General features: G+C 50.1%; 17 protein-coding genes. 10 read left to right on the top strand and 7 right to left on the bottom strand.

What is annotated here, in order from left to right; genetic code table 11:
* The first annotated feature begins 31 nt into the window (after positions 1–31).
* Positions 32–607, top strand: coding sequence for a superoxide dismutase [Cu-Zn] SodC (sodC, locus tag ACO6UY_RS04785; RefSeq protein WP_422446749.1), 576 nt, complete (start codon positions 32–34; stop codon positions 605–607).
* Between the two features lie 44 nt (positions 608–651).
* Here the strand turns inward: sodC and trpC are convergent, their stop codons facing one another.
* The 6 genes from trpC to ACO6UY_RS04755 form a co-directional block, all read right to left on the bottom strand.
* The gene (gene trpC, locus ACO6UY_RS04780; protein WP_422446747.1) at positions 652–1,455 is read right to left on the bottom strand and encodes an indole-3-glycerol phosphate synthase TrpC; all 804 of its coding nucleotides are present in this window, start codon (positions 1,453–1,455) and stop codon (positions 652–654) included.
* An 11-nt stretch (positions 1,456–1,466) separates the two neighbouring features.
* Positions 1,467–2,522 (bottom strand): anthranilate phosphoribosyltransferase, encoded by a 1,056-nt coding sequence (gene trpD, locus ACO6UY_RS04775; protein ID WP_422446745.1) that lies wholly within the window; start codon positions 2,520–2,522, stop codon positions 1,467–1,469.
* 24 nt (positions 2,523–2,546) lie between these two features.
* A complete protein-coding gene (locus tag ACO6UY_RS04770) occupies positions 2,547–3,131 on the bottom strand; it encodes an anthranilate synthase component II (protein WP_422446743.1) in 585 nt (194 codons plus the stop codon).
* Positions 3,131–4,621: an anthranilate synthase component I gene (gene trpE, locus ACO6UY_RS04765; RefSeq protein ID WP_422446741.1), complete on the bottom strand. Its 1,491-nt coding sequence runs from the start codon at positions 4,619–4,621 to the stop codon at positions 3,131–3,133. The genes ACO6UY_RS04770 and trpE overlap by 1 nt, the downstream gene beginning before the upstream one ends.
* Before the next feature lie 653 nt (positions 4,622–5,274).
* Positions 5,275–5,499: an AAA family ATPase gene (locus tag ACO6UY_RS04760; protein WP_422446739.1), complete on the bottom strand. Its 225-nt coding sequence runs from the start codon at positions 5,497–5,499 to the stop codon at positions 5,275–5,277.
* A 28-nt stretch (positions 5,500–5,527) separates the two neighbouring features.
* Positions 5,528–5,839, bottom strand: coding sequence for a hypothetical protein (locus tag ACO6UY_RS04755; protein WP_422446737.1), 312 nt, complete (start codon positions 5,837–5,839; stop codon positions 5,528–5,530).
* Between the two features lie 181 nt (positions 5,840–6,020).
* Between ACO6UY_RS04755 and ACO6UY_RS04750 the strand changes: the two genes are divergently transcribed.
* Entirely contained in the window at positions 6,021–7,394 is a 1,374-nt protein-coding gene (locus ACO6UY_RS04750; RefSeq protein WP_422446735.1) for a hypothetical protein, read from the top strand.
* A 106-nt stretch (positions 7,395–7,500) separates the two neighbouring features.
* Here the strand turns inward: ACO6UY_RS04750 and rpe are convergent, their stop codons facing one another.
* Positions 7,501–8,178 (bottom strand): ribulose-phosphate 3-epimerase, encoded by a 678-nt coding sequence (rpe, locus tag ACO6UY_RS04745; RefSeq protein WP_422446733.1) that lies wholly within the window; start codon positions 8,176–8,178, stop codon positions 7,501–7,503.
* Between the two features lie 389 nt (positions 8,179–8,567).
* On the opposite strand from rpe, the gene ACO6UY_RS04740 reads away from it, so the two are divergent.
* From ACO6UY_RS04740 to ACO6UY_RS04705, 8 genes are all read left to right on the top strand, one after another.
* Entirely contained in the window at positions 8,568–9,551 is a 984-nt protein-coding gene (locus tag ACO6UY_RS04740) for a hypothetical protein (protein WP_422446731.1), read from the top strand.
* A 250-nt stretch (positions 9,552–9,801) separates the two neighbouring features.
* Positions 9,802–10,230, top strand: coding sequence for a 50S ribosomal protein L13 (gene rplM, locus ACO6UY_RS04735; protein WP_101745146.1), 429 nt, complete (start codon positions 9,802–9,804; stop codon positions 10,228–10,230).
* Positions 10,231–10,242: 12 nt separating this feature from the next.
* On the top strand, positions 10,243–10,635 hold the full coding sequence (rpsI, locus tag ACO6UY_RS04730; protein ID WP_101745147.1) for a 30S ribosomal protein S9: 393 nt from the start codon (positions 10,243–10,245) through the stop codon (positions 10,633–10,635).
* A 102-nt stretch (positions 10,636–10,737) separates the two neighbouring features.
* On the top strand, positions 10,738–10,926 hold the full coding sequence (locus ACO6UY_RS04725; protein ID WP_422489227.1) for a hypothetical protein: 189 nt from the start codon (positions 10,738–10,740) through the stop codon (positions 10,924–10,926).
* 113 nt (positions 10,927–11,039) lie between these two features.
* Positions 11,040–11,633 (top strand): ubiquinol-cytochrome c reductase iron-sulfur subunit, encoded by a 594-nt coding sequence (gene petA, locus ACO6UY_RS04720; RefSeq protein ID WP_101745149.1) that lies wholly within the window; start codon positions 11,040–11,042, stop codon positions 11,631–11,633.
* The gene (locus tag ACO6UY_RS04715; protein WP_422446728.1) at positions 11,633–12,868 is read left to right on the top strand and encodes a cytochrome b; all 1,236 of its coding nucleotides are present in this window, start codon (positions 11,633–11,635) and stop codon (positions 12,866–12,868) included. The genes petA and ACO6UY_RS04715 overlap by 1 nt, the downstream gene beginning before the upstream one ends.
* A complete protein-coding gene (locus ACO6UY_RS04710) occupies positions 12,868–13,638 on the top strand; it encodes a cytochrome c1 (protein ID WP_422489225.1) in 771 nt (256 codons plus the stop codon). Before ACO6UY_RS04715 ends, ACO6UY_RS04710 begins: the two co-directional genes overlap by 1 nt.
* Before the next feature lie 181 nt (positions 13,639–13,819).
* Positions 13,820–14,368, top strand: coding sequence for a DUF2058 domain-containing protein (locus ACO6UY_RS04705; RefSeq protein ID WP_422446724.1), 549 nt, complete (start codon positions 13,820–13,822; stop codon positions 14,366–14,368).
* The last annotated feature ends 124 nt before the right edge of the window (positions 14,369–14,492 follow it).

Below are 14,492 nucleotides of genomic sequence, written 5' to 3'. Positions count from 1 at the left end.
GGCTTATATGTTTTCTCAGGGGTTTCATAACATGGTTAATAAAGGTATCAGGTTCCTGGCTCTGCCGATCGCACTATCTGCTTTGCTGTCCGGGTGTTCAAATAATACGGGTCAGGGTGAAGGCAAGGTAGAGGAAAAGCTGGAAGTTGCGATGTTTCAGGTGACTCCGGCAGGTAATGGGCCAACAATAGGCAACATATTTATACATCATGCTGACGATGATGATGTCACCAAAGGGATTAGACTGCAGCCGGCACTGCATGATCTGCCACCCGGGAAGCATGGCTTTCATGTTCATGAAAACCCCTCCTGTGAGCCAGGAGAAAAAGGTGGCCAGAGCGTTGCTGCCCTGGCCGCAGGTGATCACTATGACCCAAACAGCACCGGTCATCACGAGGGGCCCGAAGGTCACGGGCATTCAGGGGATTTGCCGGTATTAATGGTTGATGAATATGGAAACGCGGTCAGCCCTGTTGTAGCACCTCGACTTTCACTCTCTGAACTGAAGGGGCGTTCACTGGTGATTCATGCTGGTTCCGATAACTATTCTGACAACCCTCCCCTGGGTGGCGGTGGTGCCAGAATAGCCTGTGGGATTATTCAATAGTTGACGTGATAAAGATTGGCCACCCCTCTCAGGGCGGCCTTTAATCATAAGTAACTGCCAAACAATCCGCTGAGCGCTTCTCCCGGATCTTCCTGACGCATAAAAGCCTCACCCACCAGAAAGCTGTTCACATTGTGCGAGACCATGGATTCCACATCCTGCTTTGTGTGTATACCACTTTCCGTAACCACCAGCCGACCATCGGGAATCCGGTTTAGCAACTCAAAGGTATTATCCAGACTCACTTCAAACGTATGCAGATTGCGATTGTTGATACCGAGAATAGCGCCCGGTAATGGCAGTGCCCTTTCCAGCTCATCGGCCCCGTGCACCTCAACCAGAACGTCCATTCCAAGGTATTGTCCCAGCTCATTAAATTCACTGAGCTGTTGGTCAGACAGTGCGGAGACAATCAACAGGATACAGTCAGCACCAATCATCCGGGCTTCATATATCTGATACGGGTCGACCATAAAGTCTTTACGTAGTACAGGCAGAGAGCAGGCATCTCGAGCAGCCTGTAAAAAGCGATCACTCCCCTGAAAAAAATCCTGGTCCGTCAACACGGACAGGCAGCAGGCTCCGGAGCGTTCGTAGCTTCTGGCGATGTCAGCAGGCTCAAAGTGTTCCCGAATAACACCTTTACTGGGAGAGGCTTTTTTGATTTCCGCAATGATGGCGGCCTGCTGCTTTTCCACCCGTAACAGCAGGTTGCGGGCGAAGCCCCGTGTTGGGGTGTTTTGTTCGGCCAGCGTTTTCACTTCATCAAGCGGCCTGATATCGCGGCGCTCAGAAACTTCTTCATGCTTCCGTGCAATGATTTTATTCAGAATCGTCGGTAGCGACATGAATTGGATCCTCACACTGACCAGGTGGCTGCTTCTGCAGAAAAAACGCGGGTGAAGCTGGCCAGCTCTTTCATTTTCTCCAGCGCCAGGCCGCTATCGATAGCGTCCCGGGCCATCAGAATACCTTCCTCAAGGCCACCGGCAACCCCCGAAAGATAGATAGCGGTACCGGCATTCAGGGCGATCATGCTGGCAGCTTTTTCAGCGTGTTTTCCCTCCTGTTTACCGAGGGCGTCTTTGATCAGCGCCAGTGATTCATCACTGTCTTTTACATCCAGCCCGATCAGGCTTTGGGAGTTGATATTGAAATCTTCCGGTGTCAGGGTGTATTCGCGGATGTTGCCATCCTTCAGCTCAGCAACGTGAGTGGCACTGGCAATACTGATTTCATCCAGTCCATCGACGGAGTGCACCACCATAACATGCCCATTGCCCAGTTCACGCAGTACTTCAGCCATAGGGCGGCATAGCTCCCGGTTAAAGACACCAATCAGCAGATTTTTTACGTTAGCCGGGTTGGACATCGGCCCAAGAATATTAAACAGAGTACGAATACCCAGCGCCCGGCGCACACCGACCACATTTTTCATGGCTGAGTGGTGGGCTGGTGCAAACATAAAGCCGACCCCCACCTCAGTAATGCAGCGGGCCACCTGATCAGGGCTGATATCCAAGTTGACACCAGCCTGCTCCAGAAGATCGGCACTACCGCTTGAGCTGGAAACCCCACGGTTGCCGTGTTTTGCCACTTTGGCACCGGCAGCCGCACAGACAAATGCCGACGCTGTCGAGACGTTGAACAGGTGGGCTCCATCCCCGCCGGTACCGACAATATCCACCAGGTGCCCAGTGTTAACCTCAACCCGGGTAGCCAGCTGTCGCATAACCATGGCCGCCCCGGTGATCTCTTCAATGCTCTCACTTTTCATCCGCATGCCCGTCAGAAAAGCCGCAATCTGGCTGTCACTGCACTGGCCTGTCATGATCTGTTGCATGACCTCGACCATTTCATCCCGGCTCAGGTCAAGATGTTGTACGACCCGGTTGATGGCTTCTTTTATCTGCATGTCTTCATTCCCTTAGCTCAATGGTTATATGGACTGTTTGAGAAAATTGGCCAGAAGGTCATGTCCCTGTTCGGTCATAATGGACTCCGGATGAAACTGCACGCCCTCAACGGGCAGTTCTTTGTGGCGAACGCCCATGATCTCGTCATTGCTGCCGTCGGCAAATTGCGTCCATGCGGTGACCTCAAGACAATCAGGAAGACTCTCTTTATCAATCACCAGTGAGTGGTAACGGGTTGTGGTGACCGGGTTGGCCAGTCCCTGAAACACCCCGAAATCCTGATGGAAGACCGGGGAAACTTTCCCGTGCATCACCTGTCGGGCACGAACAATCCTGCCGCCATACACCTGGCCAATGCTCTGATGGCCAAGACAGACTCCCAGGATCGGAACCTTACCCTGAAAATGTCGTATAACATCCATGGATATGCCAGCTTCGTTTGGCGTGCACGGGCCCGGAGAAATAACGATATGGTCTGGCTTTAGCGTTTCGATGTCATCAATGGTGATGTGATCGTTCCTGTGGACATCGACAGTAGCCCCCAGTTCCGAGAAGTATTGAACCAGGTTAAAGGTGAATGAGTCGTAGTTGTCGATCATTAACAGCATCAGTGTTTCATCCCTTTAATGAATCCGGTTTGGGCCATGGCTACCGCACGAAACATTGCACGCCCTTTATTCATGGTTTCTTGCCATTCCAGGTCAGGGCTGGAGTCAGCAACAATACCGGCACCGGCCTGAATATGGAGCTGCCGGTCTTTGATAACCGCTGTTCTGATGGCAATAGCGGTGTCCATATTGCCGTTCCAGGCCAGGTAGCCCACTGCGCCGCCATAGACCCCCCGTTTTACCGGCTCCATTTCATCGATGATTTCCATGGCCCGTACTTTGGGTGCCCCGCTTAACGTCCCTGCGGGTAGCGTAGCTTTTAGTACATCCAGGGCATCCAGTCCACTTTTCAGTTCGCCCGTCACATGGGAGACAATGTGCATAACGTGGGAGTAGCGCTCGATGACCATCTTGTCCGTCAGTTTTACTGAGCCTGTGGTTGCTACACGTCCAACGTCGTTTCTTCCCAGGTCGATCAGCATCAGGTGTTCTGCCAGCTCTTTGGGGTCATTGAGCAGCTCCTGTTCGAGCGCTTTATCTTTCTCTTCGGTATCACCGCGTTTTCGGGTGCCGGCAATGGGCCTTACGGTCACCTCACCATCTTCCAGCCGGGCCAGAATTTCAGGAGAAGAGCCCACCACATGAAAATCCCCCAGATCCATGTAGTACATGTAGGGGGAAGGGTTGGTGCTTCGCAGAGCCCGGTAAAGATTCAGCGGTGAACTGTCATAGGGGATCGACATTCTCTGGGAGAGAACCACCTGCATTGCGTCGCCTGCCAGAATGTAATCCCGAATAGCGCCAACGGAATCTTTGAAGGCTTCTTCGCCAAAGCCTGATTGAAAATCACCTTCACAGGCGGGGTTCAGAGAGGCCTGGACCGGAGGTTGAATGTGGCTGGTTTGCAGCTGGCGTACAAGGTTGTCCAGGCGGGATTGTGCTTTTTCCAGCGCGGCTGGCTGGTCAGGGTCCGCATGGGTAATCAGGATCAGTTTGCCACTGAGGTTGTCGAATACCACCAGTTCGTCAGACACCATTAACAGGATGTCCGGTGTATGCAGTTCGTCCTTCGGGGCGCTTTGTGCCAGTTTGGGCTCAATGTAGCGAATCGTATCGTAACCAAAATAACCCACCAGGCCGCCGGTGAATCTGGGCAGTTCCGGCAACTCCGGCACTTGATAACGTTGCTGGAATGCCTTGATAAACGCCAGTGGGTCGCTGGTGGTGTGTTCTTCGACAATCTGGCCATCGGTTTCGATCTGAATACGATCGCCATTGACCCGGAGCAAGGTGCGACAGGGCAGGCCAATCATCGAGTAGCGGCCCCACTTTTCACCGCCCTCCACGGACTCCAGCAGGTAGGAGTAGCGGCCATTGGCGAGCTTGAGATAGGTGGTTAATGGTGTGTCCAGGTCTGCCAGAATCTCACGTACAACGGGGATGCGGTTGTATCCTTCTCTGGTCAGACGCGTAAACGCTTCAGGCGTCATAGCAGCTCTCTCGAATAAGCTAACAGGATTATTGATTGAAATTATCTATGTTTGGCAACAACCATGTTGCCGTTGGGCTAAGTGAAATTGGCAGGCCTATGGCCAGCGCCAGGAGGCAGTGTGGAGGGAAGTTGAAGACAAGGAAGTATCGGAACAGCCGTTATGGTCGTTGTATCTGAGTCGAAAGCGATGTTGGTGAAAATGGTCTTGGCTTTGACAGGGCTTCACAGCAAACTCCGTACCAGGGCAGGATTTATCCAGACTCTTTAGTACTGCTTTATGTCATTATGATCTGCGCTAAGGGTATATGACTACAGGGGCTATTGCAAATCAGCGAGTATGCTGCCCCGGTTGGGGGCCCGAAGATGAAAGTGCATCGGGCGGGGCAATCAGTGTATCTGGATTTGAGCATGGGTTGCGTATGGCTTTGATATTGATCTTTTCCTGAAATCAGTGGTCAAAGGGCTGCTTGATATGAATCTACAGCCGATGATGTTTTCCCCAGGCTTGATATCTATCCAAAGGCCGCTCCTTCAGTGCTTAAGATAGAAAGAAAACTCTTTTTTGACCTCAGATTATATTTTCCCGGCTTCGATGGGAGTGGGGAGGTGTCAGGATTTTCTTGAGTACTACACATGATTTTATCCGTTTTTTCACTGATAAACTGTTTTAGTGGTTCCCGCCACGATGATGCGATTCTCATTCGCTGCTTCTATATGTCTTAACAATTCGTTAGTCCGTTTAACATTGAACTGCGAAGCATCGTTTCGTTTCGGAAGCATACTGTCAATTTCATCAATCATAATAATGGCCCCTTTTACCTTACAGGCTTTTTCAAACATATCGGCAACCTTTTGCCAGTCAACATTGTTCTTCACGGAATGATTGTGCCTACACACTTACTGATTAATATTGACCAATATCTGCAATGGTAACTTTGCCTATTTTACTAAGACTCAATATGAATGGTTTCAAAAGTATTGACTGAAATTGTAACTGTCTTTCACTGAGTTTTAAGTCAACCGACCAGCCGGGACGCTTATCTGACTTGATCTTTTTGACAAGATTAAGGCGTTGTTCATCAGTTAATTGCTCAGCATGCCTTTTTAAGGCGGATACTGAAGAAGATAAAGATTCTTGCGAAGATCTTATCTTGTTCAAATACCAGAGAGTTTTAGCGCTGAGTGATCCGTCATATGTCGTCGAATTTGCATTCATGGTATGACCGTCATATTGATAATGTGCATGCCGTTCGACTCCCCGTTTCTGAAAAGGTTCCTGAATCTTATTGATGCAGGGCTGCTATTGTTTGTTAGCCATTCTGATCAATTTGTCAGTTTATCCGGTTAATCAATAGGGTAGGTTCTTGATATGGCTAAAACTATGCAGGGTGATTCACATGATAGGAAATTCCAGGGATACTCAGGGTCTGTTGCAGGCTGAAGTTCAGGGACTGGTGCAGACTCAAGGCTTGATGCCGAGCAATTTCAATAATCCAAAAGCGACATCTGGCCAGCGTTCACATAAAGGTTACGGGTCGTCAACGATCAGGAAAAAGATCACCGATTACCTTATTAGCAGGCCTTTGGTTTATATCTGCAATAAAGCATTGTCAATCTATTTGAAAATTGCACTATGTATGAAAGGAGCAGTTGATCGCTCAGAAACATCACTGAGTTCGGCAGAGACAGAAAAGGTCAATGGTTTCCTGAGTGACTTGCATACTCGTGCCAGCAAGCTGATACAGAAGCTTGATGTTAACGAAGTGAGGGAAAAGGTTAAGCAGTCTTTCATAGATCTTGAGCTGATGGATTGCAGAGGTGAGTGGACTCAGGAAATATTCGAAATAATCAGTGGTAACTTATCCGATGATACTTCGCAGGAAGCAATAGAAAAGGCAGTCAGTGAGGTTTTCAGGAATATCAAGGACAATGATTATTTGATGCGTGCTATTCATAACATTATTAATGTCAGTGAAACGAACGAAGGCATGCTCGAAAAGGGTAAAAATGAAATTATTCATGAACTGGAATCGGTATTGCCATTTGCTCTGGCGCTCAATTTACTGACCAAAGCCCAGATTCAAAATGCCGAAGTGCTGGAAGCGTGTGTTCATTTGTGGAAAAAAAAGCGAAATGAAATGGGGGGAGCTATCAGAGGGCTGGGTTTCATAAAAGCGATTAAGCTCATCTCCGTTGAGCAGCCTATTGTGAAGATGTTGAAAGGTCGAAAGCAACGAAATTATCCCCATTCGCAGGGGCGTTGTATTTTGCCCTTTAATATTATTGAAGCGACCGCCGTGGAGGCAGTCAGTGGCCGTCACGAAAATGCCTGTGCAGGCTTGACCCTGGCCCAGCATTATCCGGGTAAATACACCCAATGTGCTTCTGAGTTGGATGAGCAGGGGCAGGAACCTCTGTTTAATTATCCGCTGCCGAAGCATTGGAGTGATCTCTATACAACCTGGAATATGCAGTTTTGCGCTACCAGCAATGAGCGACCCGAACTGCTGAGTAAGTTGTTGATACCGGCGGTGAGTGGTTATCAGGATAAGCCCAGGGCCTATATATCGCGAAGGGCATACGCGTTATATACAGCGCTTAACTATCTGTTTTTCAGAGCTGAGAAGTCGAATCCGGTACCCAGCCTGCCAAGGGTTGCCCGGCAGGCATGGGGGCACAGCAATCGGGTTTGTTCACGTCTTTACCAGCGTAAGGTTAAGGTAACTTCAAAGGCCACTGTTTGGGGAAATGGAATAGCAGTGACTGCATGACACCATTCCCGCACTCAGGCACGCTTTCTACCAGCGTGCCATCCAGGTCGTACATGACCAGGGTCAGGTTGTTCAGAAATGGATGGCCGCTGGATGTTGTCATGGTTTATAAAGCCACGACTTCAGCCAGCTCGGAGCGCATTTGCGTCACGACATCCTGATAGTTGTCAGCACCAAAAATGGCGGAGCCGGCAACAAAGGTATCCGCACCGGCCTCGGCAATCTGGCGGATATTACTGGCCGACACACCACCATCTACCTGAAGACGGATATTCAGCCCGCTATTATCAATCAGCTTGCGCACCCTGCACAGTTTTTTCAGGGTTGAGGGGATAAACTTCTGACCGCCAAAGCCGGGATTGACCGACATCAACAGGACCATATCCAGCTTGTCCATCACATACTCAAGCGCATCGGGGGATGTTGTCGGATTGAGTACCAGCCCAGCCTGGCAGCCACCTTCGCGAATCAGTTGTAAGCTACGATCAATATGTTCAGATGCTTCCGGATGGAAAGTGATCATACTGGCACCGGCTTCAATAAAATCACCGATGATACGATCGACAGGGCTCACCATCAGGTGAACATCGATGGGGGCAGTGACGCCATGCTTTCTCAGTGCCTTGCAGACCATCGGGCCCAGGGTGAGGTTCGGGACGTAGTGGTTGTCCATAACATCAAAGTGAATCCAGTCCGCTCCGGCGACCAGAACATGATCGACCTCTTCGCCCAGGCGGGCAAAATCTGCGGAAAGAATACTCGGGGCAATAATATAGTCGCGCATGGTTTTCCTGATCTGCCTGTGTATGATTTCCGGCGATTGTAGCGGGTTGTCAGGGCCCTGTCAGGTACAACCGGCTCTGACACATCGCAGGGATAGACCGGCCACCATTTCAGGCTGAGACCGCAGCGTAATGCCAGCACAATTAGTCACAATGGTTGACATCGTCTATGCTTTTACGTCACGCACTGTGCTGACTGAGCATCTCGTTATCTTCTGGTCAACGGTCTATCGACTGGAGGAGGGACCGCCTCGAAAAAAGGGTAAAGTTCATTTGGTTGGCAGCATTGTTGGTGAGGCTTGTGGTAAAAATTAAGACGATTTTTTCAAGCGCTTTGGTGTGGGGAATGAGGCGATATTGTTGTATCGCACTGATTATCACCGGCCAGGCAATGGCGAATTATCAGGGCCAGTCTGACGACGTTGTGGCTTCAGACTATGTGGGCTCCGTGGAATTGAGGGATATCTTCGGTGTTAAGGGGGATTTGAAATATACCGGGGGGTGCCAGCAGGGGGTTGCCGAGTCCTGTCGAATAATGATTTCAGTCCCGTCAGAGGCGGAAGAGATTGATCAAATGGAGGAAGTGGAGGATGGAGTTTTTGGTTATGTCAATTACCTCTCTTACCTTAAACGAACCGGGCAATTGTTGTTGGTGGACTATGAGGCAATATTGACTGAATCCGCATCAGAGGTTTCGGGTTACAAGGTGCGATTTACCACGGAAAGTAAGGTCAGGCGGTTGGTAAAAAAAATTGATTCAAGGACAATGCCTGCCCCTTTGCAGAAAAACCCGTTATTACTTTTTTTAATTCTGGCAACCCATCAGTCAGCCCTTGATTTGATGCTGTCCCCGGAAAGAACGCTTTACATTATGAGCCTTGAGTGGATGGATCTTAAGTCACTGTACATTAGTAGCGCGGGGCGGGGAGGTATTTATGGTTATCGATATTACAAATTTCCCAGGGATAATGAGCTTTTTCTCGATCTTGGCGGGCCTTTAAGTATTAACGGCCTCTCAGAAGGTGTCGGGTTCAGTTTTGCCGATAATGACAGAACGCAGCCTCCTGTGAGAATGGTGACCGGGTATCACGGGGATCAGAAAAACGGTTTTGTTAACAGGGTCTCTTTTATCGTCACTTACGCTGCCCTTGCCGGTGGTTTTGGTGTGAGTTTATGGAGTCGAAGCATTATTGGCTTCCTGCTGAACTCCCTGTTACTGGCCGTTGAAGTCCGAACCAGTGCTGCTTCCTCAGAGCTTGAGAGGTTTGGCAGAAGGGTGCTTCCGGAAGGTCTTCAGTTTAACCCGGACTTTCAGGGGCGGCATATTTTAAAAGTCCTCAGGGCTTCTGACAGCGATTTGCGGGTTGCTCGTTAGTCATGTCGCCGTGCTATGTAAATTAATGATGCAAAGTGTGGTTCCGGGTTTTTAACAGAGATCCGGTTCGCAGGGGGCTTTATTTCCTCTTGCCAAACGGTATAATACCGCTCCCGTTTCCCGATTGAGCGCCCAATGTTTTGAACAGGCCGGTATTGCTGATCTGGGGCTATTAGCCTGGCTCTTGCCCAGCAGGGAACGGCCATGTAGGAACAGGTATCGCGTCAGCGGTATCATAGAGGCGAATTTAATGAAAACTTTTAGTGCTAAGCCAGAAACCGTAAAACGTGACTGGTTCGTAGTTGATGCCGAAGGCAAAACCCTGGGTCGTCTGGCAACAGAAATCGCTCTGCGTCTGCGCGGCAAGCATAAGCCAGAGTACACTCCTCATGTGGACACTGGCGACTACATCGTTGTAGTAAACGCTGAGAAAGTACGTGTTACCGGACGTAAGTCTACTGACAAGATGTACCACCGCCACACCGGTTACATCGGCGGCCTTAAGTCCATCAGCTTTGACAAGCTGATCGACCACAAGCCTGAGCTGGTAATCGAGACGGCTGTTAAGGGGATGCTGCCCAAGAATTCTCTGGGTCGTGCCATGTACAGCAAGCTGAAGGTTTATGCCGGAAGCGAGCATCCACATGCTGCTCAGCAGCCTCAGCAACTGGAAATTTAATCAGGGGTGGTTATGTCTGTAACTCAATACTACGGAACTGGACGTCGTAAGTCCTCAACCGCACGTGTTTTCCTGAGAGCTGGTTCTGGCAGTATCACTGTCAATGGCCGTTCCCTGGACGAATACTTCGGCCGTGAAACTGCTCGAATGGTAGTTCGTCAGCCTCTGGAACTGACTGAGCTGACTGAAAAGTTCGACATCAAGATCACTGTATCTGGTGGCGGCGGTTCTGGTCAGGCTGGTGCTATCCGTCATGGTATCACCCGCGCGCTGATGCAGTACGATGAGACTCTGCGCTCTCCTCTGCGTAAAGCTGGCTACGTTACCCGTGACGCTCGTGAAGTTGAGCGTAAGAAAGTGGGTCTGCGTAAAGCCCGTAAGCGTCCACAGTTCTCCAAGCGCTGATATTGTGCTCAGACCACCGGCCGGTTTTCCGGCTGGTTGCCTGGATTACTGGAAAGCTTCCCTTTGTGCCTCTTTCGGGAGAGCGTATCGGGAAGTTTTTTTATGCCTGAAACTTTTATTAAAAAACCTGTGCCTTGTTTTGGGCATTTTTTTTATGCGTTAAAACCAGTATCATTACGCACTGCCGCTTATGTGGGTAAGTATAATGCGAGGCGGCTTTATTGTTGGGAGTTGATTGCAGCTGTCAGGTTGTTATTTGAGGTGCGGGTGGTTCTGCGAGAGAGCTTTTGAGTCTTTGTCCTTTCCGGGTTAACAAAAGCCCTGTTTCAGAAGTAAATCTGTTATCACACCCATGAACAAAAAGAAGTCATTGGGCGTTCAGCCCGGATGGGGAGAGTAGGTTAATGAGTGACAACGGCATAAACAAAGGCCGGCGCCGCTTTCTCGTGGCAGCGACTTCGGTGGTGGGGGCTGCCGGTGCTGTAGGGGTTGCTACGCCTTTTCTGAAGTCGTGGAACCCGAGTGCAAAAGCTAAGGCTGCCGGTGCACCGGTAAAAGTCAATTTAAGCAAACTGGAACCCGGGCAACAGGTTGTCTATGAATGGCGGGGTAAACCAGTCTTTGTGCTGCGACGTACCAAAGATATGCTTAATGAACTGCCATCACAGGATGGGCGTTTGCGCGACCCGAAATCAGAAAGCTCAGAGCAGCCTGAGTATGCCACCAATCCGTACCGTTCACGGACGGAAGATGTTCTTGTTCTGGTCGGTTTGTGTACCCACCTCGGGTGTTCTCCAAAATATCTGCCGGAAGTCAAACCCATGGAGTTTGATGCCAACTGGAAGGGGGGGTATTTCTGCCCCTGTCATGGTTCGCGGTTCGATCTGGCCGGTCGGGTGTATAAAGGAGTTCCTGCCCCAACGAATCTGGTCGTGCCACCTTACTCCTTTGAAGGCGATGATATTCTGATTATCGGTAAAGATGAGGAGAATGCGTGATGGGAAATAAAATAATGGCCTGGGTTGATGCCCGACTTCCCGTCACCCAGGCGTGGGAGAAGCATCTCAGCAAATATTATGCGCCCAAAAACTTCAACTTCTGGTATTTCTTTGGTTCTCTGGCCCTGCTGGTTCTGGTTAACCAGCTCCTGACGGGCATCTGGCTGACCATGAGCTATGTTCCCAGCGCTGAAGCTGCTTTTGCTTCTGTTGAGTACATTATGCGGGATGTGGAATATGGCTGGTTGATCCGCTACATGCACTCTACCGGCGCATCCATGTTCTTTGTGGTGATTTACTGCCACATGTTTCGTGGTCTTCTCTACGGGTCCTACAAGGCACCACGGGAGTTGATCTGGATCTTTGGTATGGCCATATACCTGGCGCTGATGGGTGAGGCCTTTATGGGGTACCTGTTGCCCTGGGGGCAGATGTCCTATTGGGGGGCGCAGGTAATTATTTCCCTGTTTGGCGCTATTCCGGTAATTGGTCCGGATCTTCAGCAGTGGATTCGTGGTGACTTCCTGATTTCCGGTATTACCCTGAACCGCTTCTTTGCACTGCATGTCATTGCGCTGCCGATCGTTATTCTTGGTCTGGTGGTTTTGCACATCCTGGCATTGCATGAAGTGGGCTCAAACAATCCGGACGGTATAGATATCAAGAAGAACAAAGGGCCGGATGGTGTGCCTCTGGATGGTATCGCTTTTCACCCCTATTACACCGTTAAGGATATTGTCGGTGTTGTGGTCTTCCTGTTCGTGTTCTGTGGCATTATTTTCTTCTTCCCGGAGATGGGCGGGTTCTTCCTTGAGCATGCCAACTTTGAACCGGCCAACGGCCTGAAGACGCCCGAGCATATTGCACCAGTCTGGTACTTTGGGGCGTTCTACTCCATTCTCAGGGCGATTACCTTTGATATCGGGCCAATCGACTCCAAGCTGGGTGGGGTTGTCGCCATGGGTGGTGCCATTGCCATTCTCTTTGTTCTGCCCTGGCTGGATCGCAGCCCGGTCAGGTCATGGCGTTACAAGGGCATGATCAGCAGAACCAGCATTGTGGTTTTTGCCTTTGTCTTTATTTTGCTGACCTGGCTCGGAACGCAACCGGCTACTGAGACTTATACACTCATTGCCCAGATCTGTACGCTGATTTACTTTGCGTTCTTCCTGTTGATGCCTTTCTACACACGATGGGAGAAGACCAAACCTGTACCTGAGAGGGTGACCGGCTAATGAAAAGAATAATACTGACCATTAAGTTGTTTCTGGTTTCGGTGCTGTTTTCATCGTTGGCGGCAGCAGCCGGTGGGGGATACCCGCTTGATGAGGCCAATGTGGACCCTTCTGACAAAGCTTCGCTGCAGCGGGGGGCGAAGTATTACCAGAACTACTGTGCAGGTTGTCATGCGACCCAGTATCAGCGCTATGAGCGGGTAGCGGATGACCTTGGCATTCCCCATGACCTGATGATGGAGCACCTGGTGTTCGATAAGTCTGCCAAGATCGGTGATCTGATGTATAACAGCATGGACCCGGACGAAGCGAAGGTCTGGTTTGGTGCTACACCTCCGGACCTGACACTGGTGTCCCGCGTTAAAGGTGGGCCTGACTGGCTATATACCTACCTTCGGACCTTCTACGAAGACCCAAGCCGTCCTTATGGGGTAAATAACAAGGTCTTCCCGGATGTTGGTATGCCCCATGTGCTTCTGGGGCTTCAGGGAGTACAGATCGACAATTGCGGTGATACAGACCCAACGGCCCGTGACCCGCTGACCGGAGACAAGATCTGTGGCCTGACGGTTGATCCGGAGCGTAAGGGGAGTATGACGCCCACCGAATACGATCAAATGGCCTATGATTTGACCAACTTCCTGGCTTACTCTGCGGAGCCAATGCAAGAACAGCGTAAGCAGCTGGGTATTTATGTATACCTGTTCCTGGCGCTGCTCTTCGTGTTTGCCTATCTGCTCAAACGGGAATTCTGGAAGGATGTCCACTAGGCATTAGTCGCCGTTATCGGCTCTCTGAACCAACAAGCCCACAAAGGAAGGCTCTTCTTTGTGGGCTTTGTGCTTTTTGTGATTATCAAAAAGCAGACAATGGTGGATTTCATCTCTGGCTGTCAGTAGAAGGGCTTGCTAAGATTCCAGTTTTTTGAATCCCCCTCTGGTATTTAAGACGATGAGTAAATCACTTCGTGACCAGCTGATGAAAGCTGGCCTTGCGACAAAACAACAGGCATTACAGGCCAAGACCAGTAATAAGAAAAAGAAACAGCAGGCTGCCCGCTCTGGTGATATGACCGATCAGGAAAAACGCCGTATTGAGCTGGAGAAAGAGAGGCAGGCTCAGGCTGAGAAAGATCGTGAGCTGAATCGACAGCTTGAAGATGAACGTCAGCGTAAGGCGTTGGACGCACAGGTTCGTCAACTGATTGAGACTAATGCATTGTCCCGTAATGGGGGCGATGCAGAATATAAGTTTGTTTATGAAAACAAAATCAAGAAAATTTATGTGACTGATGAACAGTTAACCAAGTTGGAAAGGGGCTTGCTGGCCTTGGCGATACTGGGCGACGATTTTCTGGTCATCCCTGCGCCGGTGGCCAGTAAGATTGCCGAGCGTAAGCCAGAAGCGATTGTCATACAGAATGATAAGTCTGGCGATCTGACCGAGGAAGAAGAAGACTGGTATGCGGATTATCAGATTCCGGATGACCTGATGTGGTAACGGGGGCTTAAGTAGTTGGCCAAATGGAATCGTATATTTCTGGCTAAGTGGGCAGTTGCTATGCAAGGCGCAACGTAGGGAGCATAGCCGTAGCTATGTGACCGGAGTTGCAACGCCGCAGAGT

Origin of the sequence: Endozoicomonas sp. ALE010 (assembly GCF_049310165.1) — a bacterium.
Taxonomy (GTDB): domain Bacteria; phylum Pseudomonadota; class Gammaproteobacteria; order Pseudomonadales; family Endozoicomonadaceae; genus Endozoicomonas.
Note: the sequence above shows the minus strand (reverse complement) of the source record. Positions and strands in the feature narration are given on the sequence as shown.

What these genes read in the sequence shown, in the direction of transcription:
- ACO6UY_RS04705 (WP_422446724.1), top strand. Translation starts at nt 13,820, where the DNA reads ATGAGTAAATCACTTCGTGACCAGCTGATGAAAGCTGGCCTTGCGACA.
- ACO6UY_RS04725 (WP_422489227.1), top strand. Translation starts at nt 10,738, where the DNA reads ATGCCTGAAACTTTTATTAAAAAACCTGTGCCTTGTTTTGGGCATTTT.
- rpe (WP_422446733.1), bottom strand. Translation starts at nt 8,178, where the DNA reads ATGCGCGACTATATTATTGCCCCGAGTATTCTTTCCGCAGATTTTGCC.
- ACO6UY_RS04755 (WP_422446737.1), bottom strand. Translation starts at nt 5,839, where the DNA reads ATGAATGCAAATTCGACGACATATGACGGATCACTCAGCGCTAAAACT.
- ACO6UY_RS04770 (WP_422446743.1), bottom strand. Translation starts at nt 3,131, where the DNA reads ATGCTGTTAATGATCGACAACTACGACTCATTCACCTTTAACCTGGTT.
- trpE (WP_422446741.1), bottom strand. Translation starts at nt 4,621, where the DNA reads ATGACGCCTGAAGCGTTTACGCGTCTGACCAGAGAAGGATACAACCGC.
- sodC (WP_422446749.1), top strand. Translation starts at nt 32, where the DNA reads ATGGTTAATAAAGGTATCAGGTTCCTGGCTCTGCCGATCGCACTATCT.
- trpD (WP_422446745.1), bottom strand. Translation starts at nt 2,522, where the DNA reads ATGCAGATAAAAGAAGCCATCAACCGGGTCGTACAACATCTTGACCTG.
- ACO6UY_RS04710 (WP_422489225.1), top strand. Translation starts at nt 12,868, where the DNA reads ATGAAAAGAATAATACTGACCATTAAGTTGTTTCTGGTTTCGGTGCTG.
- ACO6UY_RS04740 (WP_422446731.1), top strand. Translation starts at nt 8,568, where the DNA reads ATGGCGAATTATCAGGGCCAGTCTGACGACGTTGTGGCTTCAGACTAT.
- rpsI (WP_101745147.1), top strand. Translation starts at nt 10,243, where the DNA reads ATGTCTGTAACTCAATACTACGGAACTGGACGTCGTAAGTCCTCAACC.
- petA (WP_101745149.1), top strand. Translation starts at nt 11,040, where the DNA reads ATGAGTGACAACGGCATAAACAAAGGCCGGCGCCGCTTTCTCGTGGCA.
- rplM (WP_101745146.1), top strand. Translation starts at nt 9,802, where the DNA reads ATGAAAACTTTTAGTGCTAAGCCAGAAACCGTAAAACGTGACTGGTTC.
- trpC (WP_422446747.1), bottom strand. Translation starts at nt 1,455, where the DNA reads ATGTCGCTACCGACGATTCTGAATAAAATCATTGCACGGAAGCATGAA.
- ACO6UY_RS04715 (WP_422446728.1), top strand. Translation starts at nt 11,633, where the DNA reads ATGGGAAATAAAATAATGGCCTGGGTTGATGCCCGACTTCCCGTCACC.
- ACO6UY_RS04750 (WP_422446735.1), top strand. Translation starts at nt 6,021, where the DNA reads ATGATAGGAAATTCCAGGGATACTCAGGGTCTGTTGCAGGCTGAAGTT.